The organism is Mesorhizobium sp. CA15, assembly GCF_020165215.1.
Classification (GTDB): domain Bacteria; phylum Pseudomonadota; class Alphaproteobacteria; order Rhizobiales; family Rhizobiaceae; genus Mesorhizobium.
The window spans coordinates 12,394-29,735 of sequence record NZ_JAIUHQ010000019.1 but is presented as its reverse complement, the minus strand read 5'-3'; the positions used below and the strand labels follow the sequence as shown (position 1 = coordinate 29,735).

General features: G+C 64.1%; 16 protein-coding genes and 1 pseudogene. 8 read left to right on the top strand and 9 right to left on the bottom strand.

Annotation, left to right across the window (positions count from 1 at the left end; translation table 11 throughout):
- The first annotated feature begins 108 nt into the window (after positions 1–108).
- Genes LB515_RS24050 through LB515_RS24040 form a run of 3 tightly spaced genes read left to right on the top strand, consistent with a single transcriptional unit; the run spans position 109 to position 2,683 of the window.
- Entirely contained in the window at positions 109–903 is a 795-nt protein-coding gene (locus LB515_RS24050) for an ABC transporter permease (RefSeq protein ID WP_411969166.1), read from the top strand.
- Positions 900–1,673 (top strand): ABC transporter ATP-binding protein, encoded by a 774-nt coding sequence (locus LB515_RS24045; RefSeq protein WP_224709182.1) that lies wholly within the window; start codon positions 900–902, stop codon positions 1,671–1,673. Before LB515_RS24050 ends, LB515_RS24045 begins: the two co-directional genes overlap by 4 nt.
- A complete protein-coding gene (locus LB515_RS24040) occupies positions 1,670–2,683 on the top strand; it encodes an ABC transporter substrate-binding protein (protein WP_224709181.1) in 1,014 nt (337 codons plus the stop codon). Before LB515_RS24045 ends, LB515_RS24040 begins: the two co-directional genes overlap by 4 nt.
- A gap of 119 nt (positions 2,684–2,802) precedes the next feature.
- Here LB515_RS24040 and LB515_RS24035 read toward each other — a convergent pair whose 3' ends face one another.
- From LB515_RS24035 to LB515_RS24025, 3 genes and pseudogenes are all read right to left on the bottom strand, one after another.
- Complete coding sequence (locus tag LB515_RS24035) at positions 2,803–3,447, bottom strand: hypothetical protein (RefSeq protein WP_224709180.1); 645 nt, start codon at positions 3,445–3,447, stop codon at positions 2,803–2,805.
- 89 nt (positions 3,448–3,536) lie between these two features.
- Positions 3,537–4,349 (bottom strand): tetratricopeptide repeat protein, encoded by an 813-nt coding sequence (locus LB515_RS24030; RefSeq protein ID WP_224709179.1) that lies wholly within the window; start codon positions 4,347–4,349, stop codon positions 3,537–3,539.
- 17 nt (positions 4,350–4,366) lie between these two features.
- Positions 4,367–7,468, bottom strand: a pseudogene (locus tag LB515_RS24025) (tetratricopeptide repeat protein); the annotation flags it as partial.
- Between LB515_RS24025 and LB515_RS24020 the strand changes: the two are divergent.
- Entirely contained in the window at positions 7,448–7,735 is a 288-nt protein-coding gene (locus LB515_RS24020) for a hypothetical protein (protein ID WP_224709215.1), read from the top strand. The pseudogene LB515_RS24025 and the gene LB515_RS24020 sit on opposite strands and share 21 nt — an antisense overlap.
- Before the next feature lie 191 nt (positions 7,736–7,926).
- Here LB515_RS24020 and LB515_RS24015 read toward each other — a convergent pair whose 3' ends face one another.
- Positions 7,927–8,559 (bottom strand): helix-turn-helix transcriptional regulator, encoded by a 633-nt coding sequence (locus tag LB515_RS24015; RefSeq protein WP_095768299.1) that lies wholly within the window; start codon positions 8,557–8,559, stop codon positions 7,927–7,929.
- A 205-nt stretch (positions 8,560–8,764) separates the two neighbouring features.
- Here LB515_RS24015 and LB515_RS24010 point away from each other — a divergent pair, with 205 nt between their 5' ends.
- The 3 genes from LB515_RS24010 (at position 8,765) to LB515_RS24000 (ending at position 10,828) form a co-directional block, all read left to right on the top strand.
- Positions 8,765–9,163: a hypothetical protein gene (locus LB515_RS24010; RefSeq protein WP_141245380.1), complete on the top strand. Its 399-nt coding sequence runs from the start codon at positions 8,765–8,767 to the stop codon at positions 9,161–9,163.
- A gap of 113 nt (positions 9,164–9,276) precedes the next feature.
- Positions 9,277–10,110: a GcrA cell cycle regulator gene (locus LB515_RS24005; protein WP_224709178.1), complete on the top strand. Its 834-nt coding sequence runs from the start codon at positions 9,277–9,279 to the stop codon at positions 10,108–10,110.
- 121 nt (positions 10,111–10,231) lie between these two features.
- Positions 10,232–10,828 (top strand): DUF6456 domain-containing protein, encoded by a 597-nt coding sequence (locus LB515_RS24000; protein WP_224709177.1) that lies wholly within the window; start codon positions 10,232–10,234, stop codon positions 10,826–10,828.
- A 100-nt stretch (positions 10,829–10,928) separates the two neighbouring features.
- Here LB515_RS24000 and LB515_RS23995 read toward each other — a convergent pair whose 3' ends face one another.
- The 4 genes from LB515_RS23995 to LB515_RS23980 form a co-directional block, all read right to left on the bottom strand.
- Positions 10,929–12,209, bottom strand: a complete 1,281-nt coding sequence (locus tag LB515_RS23995; RefSeq protein WP_224709176.1) for a DUF763 domain-containing protein — start codon at positions 12,207–12,209, stop codon at positions 10,929–10,931.
- A 105-nt stretch (positions 12,210–12,314) separates the two neighbouring features.
- Positions 12,315–12,647: a hypothetical protein gene (locus LB515_RS23990; protein WP_224709175.1), complete on the bottom strand. Its 333-nt coding sequence runs from the start codon at positions 12,645–12,647 to the stop codon at positions 12,315–12,317.
- 145 nt (positions 12,648–12,792) lie between these two features.
- Positions 12,793–13,122 carry a hypothetical protein gene (locus tag LB515_RS23985; protein WP_095768479.1) on the bottom strand — a complete coding sequence of 110 codons (330 nt, stop codon included), beginning with the start codon at positions 13,120–13,122 and terminating at the stop codon, positions 12,793–12,795.
- Between the two features lie 152 nt (positions 13,123–13,274).
- On the bottom strand, positions 13,275–13,586 hold the full coding sequence (locus LB515_RS23980; protein ID WP_095768303.1) for a hypothetical protein: 312 nt from the start codon (positions 13,584–13,586) through the stop codon (positions 13,275–13,277).
- A 252-nt stretch (positions 13,587–13,838) separates the two neighbouring features.
- Here LB515_RS23980 and LB515_RS23975 point away from each other — a divergent pair, with 252 nt between their 5' ends.
- On the top strand, positions 13,839–14,192 hold the full coding sequence (locus LB515_RS23975; protein WP_095768304.1) for a cupin domain-containing protein: 354 nt from the start codon (positions 13,839–13,841) through the stop codon (positions 14,190–14,192).
- A 378-nt stretch (positions 14,193–14,570) separates the two neighbouring features.
- On the opposite strand, the gene LB515_RS23970 is transcribed toward LB515_RS23975, so the two are convergent.
- Entirely contained in the window at positions 14,571–16,565 is a 1,995-nt protein-coding gene (locus tag LB515_RS23970; RefSeq protein WP_224709174.1) for an acyltransferase family protein, read from the bottom strand.
- Positions 16,566–17,342 lie beyond the last annotated feature (777 nt).

Sequence of the window (17,342 nt, the reverse complement as noted above, 5' to 3'; positions counted from 1 at the left end):
TCGCCAATTGCTTTCGCACAACTTTCGAAAGCTGGCGTTCCTTCGCGCCCCCCTCTGGCCTGCCGGCCATCTCCCCCTCAAGTGGGGAGATCAGCTGTAGCGTCCGCCATCGCCAAGATCTTCCCCGCTGCCCTCGCATTCGCTCTCCTTCTCGTCGCTTGGGAGCTCTACGCCCGCCTTGGCGGCATCGCCCCTACCGTGCTCCCTGCACCCTCGCGCGTGCTGGCGCAGGCCTGGGAGAACCGGGCGGCGCTGGCCGACAACACGCTTCCCACCATCCGTGCCATGCTGGCGGGCTTTGCTTGCTCGCTCGTTGCCGCCTTCATCCTCTCGGCGCTGGTTGACTTCTTTGCCCCCTTGCGCCGCGCGCTGTTCCCGCTCCTGATCGCCAGCCAGACCTTGCCGCTGGTGGCGATCGCGCCGCTGGTGGTGCTTTGGTTCGGCTTCGGGCTGTTGCCGAAGATCCTGCTCGTGGCGCTGGTCACCTTCTTTCCGATGATGGTGGCATTGGTCCAGGGCTATGCCGCCACGGCAAAGGAAATCAGCCAGATGCTCGCCGCCATGGGAGCAGGGCGCCGGCGCATCTTCTGGCTCGCTCGGTTACCGTCGGCGCTGCCCTATTTCTTCGCCGGACTGCGCATCTCCATCACCTATGCCGTGGTCGGCGCCATCTTCGCCGAATATGCGGGTGCCGCCAAAGGGCTCGGCATCTATATGCTCAGCGCCAAGAACAATTTCCGCCCCGACCTGGTGCTCGCCGCCGTCGCGGTCAGCTCGGCGCTGACGCTCACGCTGTTCGGCCTCGCCGTGCTCGCCCAGCGTCTCGCCATGCCCTGGGAAAATGCAAAGAGCGAAAGGGCGGGGCGCTATGGCGACAAGCCTTCCCGAGAGGGCCGGCCATGACCCGGCTCGAGCTCCGCAACATGCGAAAAAACTTCGGCGCGCTCGAGGTTCTGGCGGACATTTCGCTGCATGTCGAAGAGGGCGAGTTCGTCTCGATCCTCGGCCCCTCCGGCGCGGGCAAGTCGACACTGTTCCAGTTACTCACCGGCGCGATCCGGGGCGAGGGCGAGATGCGCTTCGACGGCGCGCCGCTCGATGGCGCCCGCTTCGCCTTCATGCCGCAGCGCGATGCGCTGATGCCGTGGCGGCGCGTCATCGACAATGCGACGCTGGGGCTCGAGGTGCAGGGCATGAAGCGCCGCGCGGCGCGCGAGCGCGTGGCCCCGTTGTTCGCCGAGTTCGGCCTTGCCGGGTTCGAGCGCGCCTGGCCGGCCGAGCTGTCCGGCGGCATGCGCCAGCGCGCGGCATTGCTGCGCACCGTCGTGCAGCAGCGCGACATGCTGCTCCTCGACGAGCCGTTCGGCGCGCTCGACGCGCTCACCCGCGCGGCCATGCAGCGCTGGCTGGAGACGATGTGGCGAAACCATCGCTGGACGGCGCTGCTCATCACCCATGACGTGCGCGAGGCGGTGCTTCTGTCCGACCGTATCTATGTGCTGTCGGCGCGGCCCGCGCGCGTGGTGCGTGAGATGGCTGTGCCGCTGCCGCGTCCGCGCACCGAGAGCACGGCGTTTGCCCGCAAGGCGGCCGCGATCGAGGCCGGCATCCTCGACATTTTGCTCGGCGCCGCCGAACCGATTTCCCGACCATCCGATGGAGAAAACCGATGACCGATTTCACGCGCCGCCAAGTGATGTTTCTGGCCGCCAGCCTGCCATTTGCCGGGACTGCTGCACGTGCCCGGGCCGCCGCGCAAAAAATCACCGTCGCGCTTGACTGGACCGTCAACACCAATCACATCGGCCTGTTCGTCGCCCGCGACAAGGGCTTTTACCGCGATGCGGGCATCGAGGTCGAAATCCTGCCCTATGCCGACACCGGCTCGGGCACGCTGGTGGCCAGCCAGGTCGCCGATTTCGGCATTTCCGGCTCGCTCGGCCTGTTCACGCAAAAGAGCGCGGGCGCGGATTTGAAGGCCGTCTACGCCGTCGTCCAGTCTGAGACCGGCCGCGTCGTCTTCAACGCCGACCGCGCCGCCATCAAGACTCCGAAAAATCTCGACGGCCTGACCTATGGCGGCTTCGGCAGCGCCTGGGAGAACGCGCTGATCTCGACCATCATCCGCCATGACGGCGGCAAAGGTGAGTTTTCCACTGTGACGCTGGGTACCTCGGCTTACGAGGCTTTGGCCAACGGCGCGGTCGATTTCACGCTGGAGGTCTCGACCTGGGAAGGCGTCGAGGCCGGACTGAAGGGGCTCAAGCAGCGCAGCTTCCGCTATGCCGATTATGGCGTGCCGGACGAGCACACCACGTTGATCGTCTCCAGCAACGCCTTCCTCGCCGCCAACCGACAGGCGGCCGCGGCCTTCGTCCAGGCGACGCGGCGCGGCTACGCCTTCGCCGTCGACCATGCGCAGCAGGCGGGCGAGCTGCTGATCGCCGCGAACAAGGATACGCTGACCAACCCGGCGCTGGTGCACGCCTCGCTCAAGGCGCTGAACGACGGGCACTTCCTGAAAAGCGCGGACGGCGCCATCGGCACGATGGACAAGGCCAAGATGGAGGCGATGGACGGGTATCTGTTCGCCTCGGGGATCCTACTGGATGGCGATGGCAAGGCGCTGAAGCAGAAGCCGGATCTCGGGGCATTTTTCAGCAACGAGTTTCTGGGTGCCTGAGAGGACGCTGGAACGCAGTGTCGCGCTGGAACCTGCTCGGAAAATCCGGTGCGGTGCCTAATTCTCGACGATGGCAAGAAGCAGCGCGGTCTTAATGTGCCACCCGGGTTCGCCATGCATTACCAGGGCGGCCTCATAGAATTTTTCGCCATGGCCGGGCACAGACCCGGGAAGTCCTGGTTGATGTTCGAGATAGCCTCCATCTCGGCCGACGTGCCGCCGATCTTTGTGAAAACGTCGGCGACCAGCGACCAGTCCTGATCGCTGGGCACTGCCGCCGGTAGGCCGCTTCTTTTGGCGGCGCCGAAGGCGCGGAACAGGGTGGCGCCGATCCTGTCCAGGTCAGCCCGGAAATCGTGGCCGGGCGCGCTGATCGCGTCCGGCCCGTTGCGCAGGTAATTGTTGCAGGTGGTCGGCGTTTCGCGCGCCATGACATGATTGAGCATGTCGAGTTGCGCCGAAAGCGCTTCCGAGACGTTGCTGTCCGGCGCCGAAGGTAGGAGCGGTGCGTATCTGTGCCTCAGATCGGCGACCGCCTGCCTGCTGGCATTGCGCACTTCTGTTTGGTTTCCGGTCTGGGCCGCGGCAGTGATCTTGCGCAACATCGCGTCGTAGTCGTCCGGAAATTCGCGGGCGATAGCCTCGAAGATCTGGAGATCCTGCTTCTGGATTTCGGCATCGATGTCGGCGGTGGTTACCGGCCGGGGCGGCATCTCCACTGATTGATGGTGATGATGTCTGCCGCCGCCGAACATCGTTGGCATCACTTCAGCCCCAACGATGCTGACGGGGACGACCGCCGCCACTTGCAACCATTTCCAAGGTGACATCCGCCTGTGCTCCGACACCCTGCTCACTCTGCCCCGAGACTTAGCGCCTTCTTGCGGTCGGCTTCCGCACGCTTGCGATTGCCCTTGGCTTCCCACACCGCGCTTCGCGATTTGTACGCCGCAGCGAAATTTGGCCTTAACTTGATCGCTTGGTTGAGGTCGGCGATCGCGCCGTCATAGTCCGCTTTGCGGGCGCGGATCGTGCCGCGGCCCGAGTAACCGAAAACATTGTTGCGATCGAGTCTAAGCACCGTCTCGAAATCGCTGAGTGCTCCTGTGTCTTCATGGAGCTTCATGCGGAACGCGCCCCGACCGGCATAGATCCTTGCGTTCGTTGGATCGAGGCGGACGGCGTTTTCGTAGTCCGCCGATGCTCCGTCATAGTCTCCCTGGTAGCTGAGGACGCGGCCGCGATCGCTGTAGGTGTCGCCGATGTCTGGGTCGATGGCTATAGCCTGGCTGTAATCGGCGATGGCGTGGGCATAATCGCCCTTCGTCTCCCAAAGGATGGCGCGCGCTACATAGGCGTCCCGGAAGGCGGGAAACAGCGCAATCGCTTTGCCGTACTGCGCGATGGCGCCGTCATAGTCGTTTTTGTTGTCCAGCACCTGAGCCTCGTTGAAAGCCGCCCTGGCTGCGGATGGAATGCTGCCTGCCGAGGTCGCCGCTCCGCTCTCGATCTTGCCTGACGTCTTTGCCTTCGCGGCCAGTGCCAGCTTGCGGCCCTTGCGGGCGTCGGCATTGCCTGGCTGCAGGCCGAGTGCTTTGTCGAAATCGGCGATGGCGCGACCGTAGTCCTTCTTGTCCGCCAAAAGCTTGCCGCGCGCCACATACATGGGGCGTCCTGCGGCTTGAGATTGATCGCCCGGCCATAGTCGGCAATGGCTTTCTCGGGATCGCCCTTGGTCTCAAAGGTGAGGGCTCTACAAAAATACGCATCGCGCGACTTCGCGTCGATGCCCATCGCCCGTTCGCAATCGGCGATGGCCAGATCGAAATTGCCCTTCTTCATCCATGTCAGGCCGCGGCGGACATAGGCATTGGCCAAGCTCGGATCGAACTGCACGGCCTTGTTGTAGTCGGCCATAGCCCGATCGTATTTCTGCAGGCGGAACCACAAATTGCCGCGGCCGAAATAGCCGACCACGTTTTCGGGAGCGAGCTTGACGGCTAAATTGTAGTCGGCGGAGGCGCGGTTGTTGTCACCTTTCGCGAACCAGTCGCTTCCCGCAGTGAAGGCGGCCAGCGCAATTTCTGTGTCCGACATATTTCGATTGGCTTGCAGGATCGCCTGTTGCTCGGCTTTCGCGGCGACTGCTTCCGCGCGCCGGCCGCCGATATCGTCGCGGTCGGGGTCAAGCTTGATCACTTGTTCATAGTCCGCGACGGCGCGATCATAGTCGCCGATATCTTTGAAGGTGTCGCCGCGTAATGAATAGAAGAACGCATCGCCCGGCTTCAGCGTTATGGCCTTCGTGTAGCCGTCAATAGCGCGCTCCGTTTCACCTTTGGCCGCCACCGTAGCGGCCAACGTGGCGACGATGTCGGCATTGTTGGGATCGAGCTGGGCGGCCCTTTCGTAATCCTGCCTGCATCCGTCGTTGTCGCCGGACTGCGCCTTGGCCATCCCCCGGTGATAATAAGCAAGGGCATCGTCCGGGGCGAGCTCGATGGCCCTGCCGTATTCGACAAGCGCCCGAGCGAATTTGTGCTGCTTGGTTAGCTGGTCGGCATGTTCAATAACCACCGCGACATCGGAGCCATACGCTTTGGAGGCGTCGCCGGCAGGCTCGGGCGCCTCTCCGCCGGCCTCCAAAGCCGCCCTGCGGCTGGCGGCATAATCCGAATTGCCGGGGTCGAGCCGGAGCGCTTGGTCGAAGTCGGCGATGGCGCCGTCATAGTCTTGCCGTCCGGCGCGCGCCATGCCGCGCCCATAGTAACTGGCGTCATCCTTGGCATCGATCCCGATGGCGACCGAATAGGCGGCGATGGCGCGCCCGGCGTCGCCCTTTGCCTGCCAGGCCAAGCCTTTGCAGTAGTGAGCTTCGCGCGCCTTCGGGTCCAGTTTGGCGGCTCTGTTGCAGTCGGCGAGCCCGCCGTCCACGTCACCCAACATTATCTTCACAAGACCCCGGCGAAGATAGGCCGTGGTAAAAGAAGGGGCGAGTTTAATGGCCGTGTCGTAATCGGCAATCGCTTGGGCGTAGGCGCGTTTGTTCACAGCCGCGTTGCCCAGGCCGAAATAGGCGAACCGGTTGTCGGGATCGAGCGCGATAGCCCCATTATAGGCGCCGATCGCTTCATCATATTGGCCCATGTCCAGCCAGGCGTCGCCGCCCAGGATCAGTTCCACTTCATGCGGGTCTCTCGCCTCGATAGACTTCTCGGCAAGGTCGTCCGTGGCGGCGAAATTCAGCACGACCGGTGGCATGCCAAAAGCCGCGGTCGCAGACTTCGGACTGACGATCGCCGGTCTTGGCTGCTCCAGGTCTGCCGCCGGCGCAGCTTTGCCCTCATCACCGGCAGCCTGCTGGTCGCAGCTTCCCGACCGTGCGCGATCCAGTTCGACGGCGCGCCGGCAATCCGCCGCCGCGCCGGCCTGGTCGCCCTTGAGCGTCCTGGCGCGGCTGCGGCCGAGATAAGCGTCGGCATTTTTGGGATCGAAGCTGATCGCCTTGTCGAAATCGAGCAGTGCGCCGTCGACGCCATATTTTGCCAGACGCGCTCCTGCGCGTTCGACCAATATCCTGGCGGCGGCCTGATCCTGGGCAGCCTGGTCCTGTGTGGTGGCGACCGGAACGGTTTGGGCCATGAGCGCGGCGCACGCGTCGGCACGTTTCGGGTCCAGTTCGACGGCGCGCCGGCAGTCGCTCGCCGCAAGGGCATCGTCTCCTTGCGAGGCCGCGGCGACCGCCCGGTCGTAATAGGCCTCGGCGTTGTCGGGATCGAGTGATATGGCATAGCCGAAGGAAGCGATCGCGCCCGGCACGTCGCCGGAGACCTGCTGCTTCAATGCATCCTGGATTTGCGCGGCAGCATCTTTGGAACGGATCTGCCTGCCAGTGGCCTCCAACTGCTTGGTCAAAGCGGAAAGATCCGGTTTGGACGCCGTTTCCACCGCAGGCATCTCGGCGTCGGCGGGTCCCGCATCACAATCACCGGCCTTCTCCGGCTTGAGCGCGATGGCCTTCCTGCAATCGGCCGCCGCGCCGGCAGCGTCGCCGCGCCGGGCTCGTATCAGCGAACGGGCGAACCAGGCTCCGGCATCGTTCGGATCAAGTGCGATCACCTGGCCGAAATCGGCAATGGCGCGTTCGTCGTTGCCTTTGCCCGCCCAGGCGACGGCTCGGTAGTAATAGCCGTCGACGTTTCCAGCATCGAGCTCGATCGCCTTGTTGGCGTCGGCGATCGCGCGAACCCACTCCTTCTTGTTGGCCCAAGCAGCGCCGCGTTTGGCATAGGCGTCGGCGCTCCTGGGGTCGATGCCCAGCGCAGTGTCGTAATCGGCAATAGCACGGTCGAATCCGCCCTTGGCAGCGTGGGCGATGCCGCGGTTGACCAAGGCGGTCACGTCCGTCGGATCGATCCGGATCGCCTCGTCATATGCGGCGATCGCCTTTTCCTGCTCGCCCGTCGCGGCCAAGGCGGAGCCGAGTTCGGCATGCGCCCTGCCGTTTCCCGGATCAGCCTCGATCGCCTGCTGGAAGTCGAGGATGGCCGCGTCAACCTTACCCTTGTGCAGGAAGGCCGAGCCCCGGCTGGAATAGGCTTGGCTGTCGGACGGCTCCAGGCTGATCGCCATGTTGAAGTCCGCGATCGCCCGGTCGTCGTCCCCCTTGTTGGACCAGTCGGTGCCGCGATTGAAATAGGCCGAAGTCTGCTTGGGATCGAGCGCGATCACCTCGCCATAATCGGCGATCGCGCCATCCCAGTCTTGCTCGTCGTCCAAGGCCATGGCCCTGAAGAAATAAGCCTTGGCGCGCAAAGGGGATGCCCCCGTGACGTCCTCGGCAATCACGCTGCAGGCTGCTATGCGGCGGTCGGCTGCGACTTTGGCATCGCCGGCGCTTTTTTCGTCGCCAAAACAAAGGGCAGGGTCCTTGACAACAGCGAGCGCTGGCTCGGTCAGCCCGACAAGCACCAGCATCCCCGCCAGGACTATCAGCGGCCCGCGCAAAACCTCACCAACAAGCACGCGCAAAAACGCGGCGATGCGGCATGACATTGTTGATCCTCCCCCCGGAGTTACCACGGCTGCTGCGACGGACGCTTATATAGTTCTCTTTTTGTTCCTCAATGCAAGCAAAAATTGCAAGGGCTGAATTTATGCGCTTGGCCTGGTTGGACAGAAGGACAGAAGGACAAAAGGGGCGGAGGATCGTGACCTTTGCCGGACGACACCGGCCTATCCCCTCACATATCGATCATCGACCGCTTCACCCGTCCGATGATCGTGATCGCCCCCTCCAGCTCCGGCGGCGGAATGTCGAGGTAGGATGCCGGCTGGAAGGGCGGGTTGTCGTTCGGGCGCCAGCGCTTGTAGGTGGCGCGTCCCGTCTCGTCTGAAATCACGTAGCAGCCATTGGTCACCAGCCGCTTGTCGCGCAGGTTGACGAAGATGATCGAATCCGGCGGCGAGATCTTGTTCATCGACGGCCCGTCGACGCGCAGCGCGATCCACTCGCCTTCCTCGAGGTCGGCGGTGGGGATGGTCGGATAGTCGGAGAGATTGACGACGCTGTCCTGGCTGCCGAGCTCGCCGGCGCTGATCCACGACACGATCGGCACATCGATGGTGACGGGCGAGGGGGCGAAATTGACCGGCGCCGCCTCTGCGCCATCCCCGTTGAACAAGAGCCAGCCGGGATCGACGCCGAACAGCCGGCCGTACTTCTCCGCCGCCTTGCGCGACAGCGGCCGGTTGCCGTTCTCGTGGCTGATCAGCGTGTTCTTGTTGATGTCGCGCAAGGCCCGCGCCGCATCGCTGGGCGAGGCATAGCCGGCCTGGGCCCGCGCCTGCTGCAATCTGTGCCGAGAATCCATCATCGTACAAAATGCCTGAAAATTATCGTCCAAAGTGTACGATTTCGCTTGCGCGTATTTCGTACATAACGTACGCTTAGCGCATGAATGAACATCCCGCAAGCATTTCCGCACAGCCGATGATTCCGGTGCCGCCGACGAGCATCTCAGGGCTTATCGATTCCTGGCGGAGCATCGACGCGTTCGCCGCCACGCAAAAGGAGGCGGCATGAACGCGTTGCCTTTCCAATTCGAACCGTCTTTCCCGTTCGAATCGCCTGTCGAATTCCAATCGTCCGGACCGTCCTCCTCCCCGGTCCGGGCGCATTCCGGGGCGCTCGCCCCGGATCCGGCTGAACCGCCCGCACCCCGGTTCACCGGAACGGCCGGAGCCGTTCCTCCCCCGGCTCCGGCCCCCAATTCGGGCATAAGCTGCATCCGCACAGAGGACGGCACCGTCATCCTGTTCGACCGGAAGACGGGCCGCGCGGTGTCGGGCCTGACGCGGGCTGCGGCCGAGGCCGCTCTTCTCCGACTGACCGGCGCGGCGCCAGAGCAATTCCAGGAAAAGTGCGAAGCGGTTTTCCGTCCGGAATTGCGCCAAGACAACGCTGCCGGCGCCGCCTGACCTTCAACGCCTTCGCTGACCTGACCACCAAACGGCCTCGCGGCCGAACCCTGGCGCCTGGCCTGAAGCCTGGCGCTTCGCCCCAAGCGCTTCGCAATCAACGGAATGAGCAGATGGCAGCCGCCTACACCGAGAAGGAAATCGACGAGATCGCCGCTTTGCTGAAGGAAGGGCTGTCGGCCTCGCGCATCGCCGGCCGCTTCAGCGCGCTGCGCGGCAGCCCGGTCTCGCGCAACGCCATCATCGGCATCGTCCACCGCAACGCCGGTCTGAGCGCCATCGGCTTCGCCAATCCCAAAGGCGGCCGCGCCGGCGGCAGGCCGAGGAAGCACGCCCGGCCGGATCGTCCGGGCAGGCGGGGCAGGGCGGCGGCCGGAGGCGTGACGCTCTCCGAGCCGGCTGCGCTTGCGCGGCAAGTGGAAGACACCGACGCTGCCACAGCCAATCTCCCCCCTCGCGGGGGAGATGTCCGGTCCACCCTCCGCAGCTGCAGCGCAGCTGCTGCGGAGGACGGGCAGGACAGAGGGGAGTGCTGTCCCGCAGACCTGTCCGTCGATGGAACCGTCACGCAAGCGAATGTCGTCACTGCCCGCATTCCGCCCCAGCCCAAAAAGTCCAACGCCCGCAAACCCGCGCGCACGCTTCCGCCTGCCTGGCTCGCTCCTGGCACCCGCGAAAAATCCGAAGCGCATCTATACAAGCTCCCGGCGCCGCCGCCTCCGGTGAACCCTGGCCGCCAGCCGCATGTCGCGGCCATGCGCTTTCTCGACTGCCTGTTCGGCCGCTGCCGCGCGCCGCTCGATCTTGCGCTACGCGAGGATGCGGAAGCCGATCCCGTCGGCACGCGCCTGGGATCGGACATGCTCTGCTGCGGCCTGCCGACCTCGGCCACGCGCTCCTACTGCGCCCATCACCATGCAAGGTTTCACGGCCATCGCGGCAGGTGATGTGAGGGCGCAGGCTCTCCCTTCTCCCCTTGTGGGAGAAGGTGGCTCGGCGCTCTGCGCCGAGTCGGATGAGGGGTGCCTCGCGCCAACATCTCTAGAATTCCAACCCAAGGACCGCACCATGCCCCGCAAATCCGCCAAAAAACCGCAGCCGCCAAAACTCCCCAAGGGCGAGGCAGAGCAGGTGCGCATCCGCCGCGAGGTCGGTCACGACTTCGCGCTTAAAACGGACGCCTTCGGCCGCCAACGGCTCACCCCGGGCACGGCGGAGGCGCGCCGCGTCTACGAGGTGTCGAACGGCGGCTACACCTCCACCGGCGGCGTCGTGCGCCTGCGCAATGTCGATCCGCTCACCGGCATCACCTCGCTCAGCCGCCAGCAGCGCGAGGCAGGAGGGCGTTTTCGCGACGATTTCGAGCGCAGCCAGCGCGAAGGCCTGCAGCCGCAATCCTGGAGCGAGCGAGTCGATAGCGGCCGGATCGGCGGCGGCGTCCCTGACCGGGTGCTGTCAGCCGGCCGGGCGTATGCCCACGCTGCCGCTGCGCTGGCCCATTGGGATGTGGCGGAAGTGGTGCGAAAGATCTGCCTCGAAGGCCAGTCCGTGAAAGCCATCGCCGAACGCAGCGGCGACGGCCGCGATGTGGTGGTGAAGCTGCTGAAGGTGGGGCTGGACCTGCTGGGGGTGCATTACGGGATGATGGGGAGGAAGGTTGGGTAGGGGGCGAGATGGACGCGGCCAAATCAAGAGCTTGGCAAAGCAAAGTGAATCACCATGTGAGATTGCTGACGTGAACTTGCAGAGGTGCTGACCTTCAACGTTATTTGCGGAGTCCGGTGTGCGTTTTGGAGGTTGGCTCCTCGCCACCCTCCGGCTCCCTCTCCCACCCGAACACACTCCGCCCTCCCAGCAAATGCGACTGGTCCATCTCGCCGGCGACGATCTCCTTCAAGCTCGGCCCCGTCACATACCACTCCATCCGGCGTGACTCGCCGTCCAGCCGCCTCAGCGCCTCCAACTCTTCGGTTCTTCCGAGCTTGGCCTTGCCCACCGCCGATTTCAGCACGGTGATCGTCTCGTCATAGACCTTCAGCGGCACGGGGAAGGGGTGGCGGTCCTTGCCGCCATGGGCGAGGGAGAAGCGGGCCGGGTCGGAGAAGCGATAGGGCGCGCCGTGCACCACTTCCGACACCATGGCCAGAGCCCGCACCGTGCGCGGGCCGACGCCGGGGACCAGCAGCAATTCAGGAAAATCCTTCGGGCCGCTTTCGATGGCCGAGGCGATGTTGCCATGCAAGCGGCGCATGACGACGTCGCTTTCGCGCACATCGTGATGCGCCGGCATGACGAGGTTGGGCAGCAGCAGCTGCGCGGTCGGTTCAGGCTCCGACCGCGGTTCCAGCGCGGCCAGCTCGGTCAGGATCTTTTCCGGGCTCATCGTCTTGAGCAGCGCGATCTGGCCGCCGCGGGCTTTCTCGGCGCGACGGTCGGTCAGGTTGACGATCTCGCCCTGGCGCTCGCCTTCGATCGCCGCATGCGGCTGGTCGTCGAAGCTTTTGAGCCCCTCCGACAGCCAATGGTAGCGGCGTGCTTGGCGAGCATCGCCGTTCATGCCTTGCTGCACCACCACCCAGCGCCCGTCATCGGTGACGATGAAGCCGTGCAGGTAGAGGTCGTAGCCGTCCTGCACGGCGGCGCTGTCCACCTTGGCGACGAGCCGGCTGGCGGTGGCCAGAGCCTCGCCGTCCAGCCCGACGCGCTCGCCGATCGCCAGCAACTCGCCGGGCGTCTTGCGCGAATGCGCGCCGCGCCCGCCGCAGACATGGATGCCGAGCTCATTGCTGAGCGGGTTAAGCCCGCGTTTCAGCGCGCCGATGACCGAGGTGGTAATGCCGGACGAATGCCAGTCCATGCCCATCACGGCGCCGAAGGACTGGAACCAGAAGGGATGCGCCAGACGCCGCAAAAGCTCATCGCGGCCGTAATGATGGACGATCGCCTCGCACAGCACTGCGCCGAGCTTCGTCATCCGATCGCCCAGCCATTTCGGAACCCGCCCGCCATGCAGCGGCAGGTCGGCGCTGCCGCTTCGCTGCGTCAAGGATGTTCTCCGTGGATGCCGGAGAATTAGATGGCATTTTGCCGGGAATTTGCAAGGCGCCGACTGATCTCCCCCCACAAGGAGGGAGATCAGTCCGCCGGCCCGCTAATACCGGTAATAATACCCGTGGTGATGCCTGTGATGTTGCCGGTGATGATGCCTGTGGTGGTACCGATGGGGATAGATGTAGTAGTGCCTGTAATACCGATGGTACCGGTAGTGCGGATAGCGGACCACGTAGCCGGGATAGTAGTCATCGTAGTAGCGCGGCCCGTAATAGCGGCCGCCGTAATCGTAGAACGGGCCGCCGCCGTAGAACGGGACACCGAAGAACGGGCTGAAGCCGCCGAACGGCCCGAAGAACTGTGCATCCGCAGGCGCGACCGTGGCTGCGGCGGAGGCGATGGCAATCGCCGAAGCAAGTAAGAGTTTTCTCATGGCAACCTCCTCCTGAAGGCCGATTACCAAATAAACGGTCGCTGCAAGCGTATGTTCCCGATCGCTAATATTCGCAGCGCGTGGTCACCTTCGAGGATAGGTCGCAAAAACGGCTAACAAGCCAGCCCCTCGTTGCCAGCGAGATTCAATACCTGCAGACGCGGATCGCCTCGTAGACCCGGTGGTGATGACGCCAGTGTCTCACATATTCGACTTGGCAGCGCCTGTGATGCCGGAGATAGTAATTCCGATAGTAATGCGGCCTGTAGCTATAATACTGGTGGTAATACGGCCGGTACATGTAGGGGTCACTGTAATAGTCGTCACCGTAATATGGCCCGTAATCGTTGTAATAGTCGTCGTAATAACCGTCCCCGATGCCGATCCCGAATTCTAGGCGTCCGGCATTGGCCGGGCCGATCACGGCGAATGCCGACGCAATGGCTATAACGGAGGCGAGCAGGAGCGTTTTCATGACTACCTCCTCCCTGGAGTTGATCACCCCATAAACGCGCCGGAGGCAGGTTATGTTCCAAATCGCTAATATTCGCCCGCCCATCCCTGGGGATGGGCGGGCGGCCATCTCCCTCGCGAGTAGGAGATCAGCCAATCATGGGCACCGCTCGGTCAGCGCTCGCAGATGCGGATTTTTTCGATGACGCGGTGGTGATGGCGCCAGTGCTTCACGATCCTGACCCGGCAATTATCGCCATAATACCGGCTATGATAGCGGACCACATAACGTTCACGATCCGGGACATAGTAGTCGTCATCATCGTAGACATGCCGGTAATAGCGGTGAGGGTAGTATCCGCCGTAATAGTCGTCGTCATAGCCTGGACCGACGCCGATACCGAGTTGCACGCTGCCGGCGCTGGCCGGCGCGATCGCGAACGCCGAGGCGATGGCGATCATCGAAGCAAGCAGAAGCTTTTTCATCGCTGCCTCCTTGAGTTGCAGGACGCCCCTTCGAGAGATAAACGGTTTCGACGGGGCCGGTGTTCCGAGGAAAATGCGCGGCCCCTGTCTCGGGGACGAGCCCGTTCGCAAATGCGGGAAAACGCTCGCTCCCCCGCAAGGACGCACGGACCAGCGGGAATAGCGCGTCGCGCGATGTCGCAGCATCACTCGCGCACCTTGGCGCCATCGGCTATGCCACACCTGACGTAAATCTCAACCGCAGGAGCTCCCATGACCAAGCAGACCATTCTCAAATTCGGCGCCGTCGAGCATGCCGAGGCCGGCGACCTGCCGGGCTGGATCGTCGTGGAGGGTAGGCCGACCATGCAGACGGCCGTGCAGCACACCACCGGGGACGGCAAGGTGATGTCCGGCACCTGGCGCGCTTCGCCCGGCACCTATCACGCCACCTACACCGATTATGAATTCGTCCACATGATCGCCGGCCGCATCATCATCACGCCCGACGGCGGCGAGCCGGTCGAGGTCGGCCCTGGCGATGCTTTCGTGGTCGAGGCCGATTTCAAAGGGACGTGGAAGATCCTCGAGCCGGTGACGAAGCATTTTGTCGTTGTGGTGGGGTGAGGGGGCATGAGCTGCTGATCTCTCCCCACAACGACTACGCTACGCACACAACCTCTGTGACTGGCGCGACTGCTCAGGCCGAGGCTTGATTGCCAGGTGGTTCCCCCAATCCGTCGCTGCTTCGCAGCGCCACCTTTCCCCCCTCCGGAGGGAAATGAAGGGAGCGTTGCTGGACGGGCGTTGACGGCAAAAAGCTTGGCGCCTTTCCTCTACCCCGTCGATCGGGGAGAGGTGGCTCGGCGAAGCCGAGACGGAGTGGGGGTCGACCAGCGCTACACAAGGCAATGCATGCGCCAAGCTGCCATGCATCCTATCGCCAAAGACCAGCCGCTTCGAAATGTGTGCATGCCGTAGCCCACAAGGGGGAAATTGGCAGCATCACCTTCCCACTTTGGAAATCACCCTCTTCTCCACGTCCGGCTCCAGCGATTTCGCGAAGGGTGTCGCCATATGGTGCCGGTCGCGGAAGGCGAGCTTGCCGTCGATGAAGACGTGGCAAATGGTGGCGCTGCAGAAGCGGTCGGTGAGGTCGACGTAAGCAGCGTTGGGGATGCTGTCCACAATATCGCGCTCCACCGCCGCCATCTTGTCGTTGGCGGCATAGGCCCGCGTCTGGTCGCAGCGCGAGGGCGTTTCGTTCCGCCAAAGCGCCCGCGCCACGCAGGTGTCGACATTCGCGTTGTTGAATGGCACGTCGCGGATGAAGGCGACCTTGAGGCCGGCCTGGCTCAGACTGGTGAGCGTGGAGCGCAGGCCGGCCCGCCAGTCGGCGTCCTGACCGTCCGTGTCGCCGTCGCGCCCCGCCATCTTGCGCCCGCTGCTCAGCGCCAGTTCCGATATGACCACCAGCGCTGGCTTTGCGCGGATGATCTCCTTGATCGCCTGCTCGCGCCAGCGGTCGCATTCTGCGTAGGCGCGCTTCAGCTCGGACGACCAGACGCTGATGCGCGAGGCGCGGCAGGAGTTTTTCAGCCAGGTCATCACCCGGTAGCCGTTTTTCCGGCCCGCCTCGATCAGCGGCGTCGACCAGTGGTCGGCGTGGGAGTCGCCGAACAGGGCTATGGTGCGCCCGCCGTCGCCGAACACACAAGGGATCGGCGTGACCGTCTCGTAGTCCAGCACGCAGCCTGCTTTGGCGCGGGCCGTGGAGGGTTCGGCGGCGCTCGCGGCGATGATGCGCTGCCGCGGGTCGAGATCATGCGCGGCGAGCCTGGCATTGCCATAAGCGGCTGCGACGCCGGTGCCGGTCAGGAGGAGGGCCGGCACCAGCGCCCGCGCCGCATTGGCCATCAGCCAGCCGCTGCGACGGATCGGGTTCTCGATGAGGTGGTAACTGAGGATGGACAGCGCGAGTGTCAGCGCAAGGCAATAGAGCCGCTCGGCAGGCGTCAGCTCCGGCGCCAGCATGCCGGCATAGACGATGACCGGCCAATGCCAGAGATAGAGCGAATAGGAGAGCCTGCCGATCCATTGCAAAGGCGGCAGCGCCAGGGCGGCGTTCACGCAGTTCCGTTCGGAATTGCGCAAACGAGGAGTGCCGTCCCTGACGCCGGCCGCTCCCGCCTTGAGCAGAAGGACAGTGCCGGCCACCGGCAGAAGCGCCAGAAAGCCGGGGAAGGGAGCGTCCTCGCTGAAGGTGAGATAAGCGACCCCGATCATCGCCAGTCCGGCCAGGCTCAACGCCCGCCCCAGCCGCGGACGCTCCTGCAACAGCCGCGCCGGCACCATCGATGCGAGGCCGCCGGCGGCAAATTCCCATGCGCGCAGCGGCGAAAAGTAGAACGCCCAGGGTGGCGATACGATCGTCAGCCAGGCGCAGAGGACAAAGGAGACCAGGCCGGCCGCGGCGATTGCAATGATGATCGAGCGTTTGCCCGGCTTCAGCCAGGCGGCCAGCATCAGCAGCGCCGGCCAGGCGAGGTAGAATTGTTCCTCGACCGACAGCGACCAGTAATGGATGAACGGGTTGCTCGCGGCGTCATTGGCGAAATAGCCGAACGACCAGCGGATCAGCCACAGATTGATCATATAGGCCGAGGCGAACATGGCGCCCTTGGAATAGAGCGCCTGTTCTTCCGGCGACAGGATGACCGCGCCGGCGGCAAGTGTGGCGACGATGACGAAAAGCGCCGCCGGCAGCAGACGCCGCGCGCGCCGGGCGTAGAAACGCAGAAGGTCGAGCCGGCCGGTGCCGGAAATCTCGGTGACCAGATGGCGGGTGATCAGATAGCCCGAGATGACGAAGAAGATGTCGACCCCGGCAAAGCCGCCGGGCAGCGCGGTCAGGCCGAAATGGTAGGCGATGACGCCCGCCACGGCCACCGCCCGCAACCCTTCTATGTCGGGCCGGAAATCCTGCGCTGATGCTGACACGAATACGAACCTCGCAAGCTCGTTCGTATCCCGCCTTGGGGAAGACTTGCGCCTGCGGGCTCATATCGCAATGCAACAAATCTAACGCGGTGCAACATAAAGGGAGGGCGTGACAGGCTTTCGGCGGTGACGGCCGCAGTGCCATCCTCGGACTTTACGTTCTGAGATCCGATCCGATCACGCGCCGATGCCGTCGGTAGGCCTGGTTGGGCGATATTTGAGGCCGATGCCAGACAGGCGCCGGGAACTGGCGGCCGCGGTGCCGTTGTCGGTCAAGCGTTGAATCGGGGCGGTGACGCTCCGGCTTGGTCCCGCGACATCCGGCTTGAAAATTGAGGCTGGCCAGGAGCGGGCGGTACACCTCGAAGGTGCCCGCCCGTCCGGCGCCGCCGCCAAGCTGCTGAAACCCCGTCCGTCCCCAACAGCAACGGTCATGGCGTGACCAGTGGTTGCCGAGTGCCATTGGCGCGGTGCCCTGTCAACGCCGCCGGACAGCGGCCCGGAAGCGTCTTTTTAGCCGCCTTTTCGTCCTCGAAGCACGCTTTGCAGCCGTGCCGGGGACACGGCGAAAAGCCACGAAATGGCGGAATTCCGGGCTTTTCAGATATCCACCAGGCAGCCCCGCGCATATCGTATCCGCTTGAATAGGCTGATTTTTCGCCGACCGGCATGTCGCTTCGACCCCGACTTTTTTTGGGTGCAATTCGGCAGTACAGCATTGATGCCCGGCGACGACGGGATTCCGCTTGAAAGCGGCATCGAACCTATCTGTGAGCC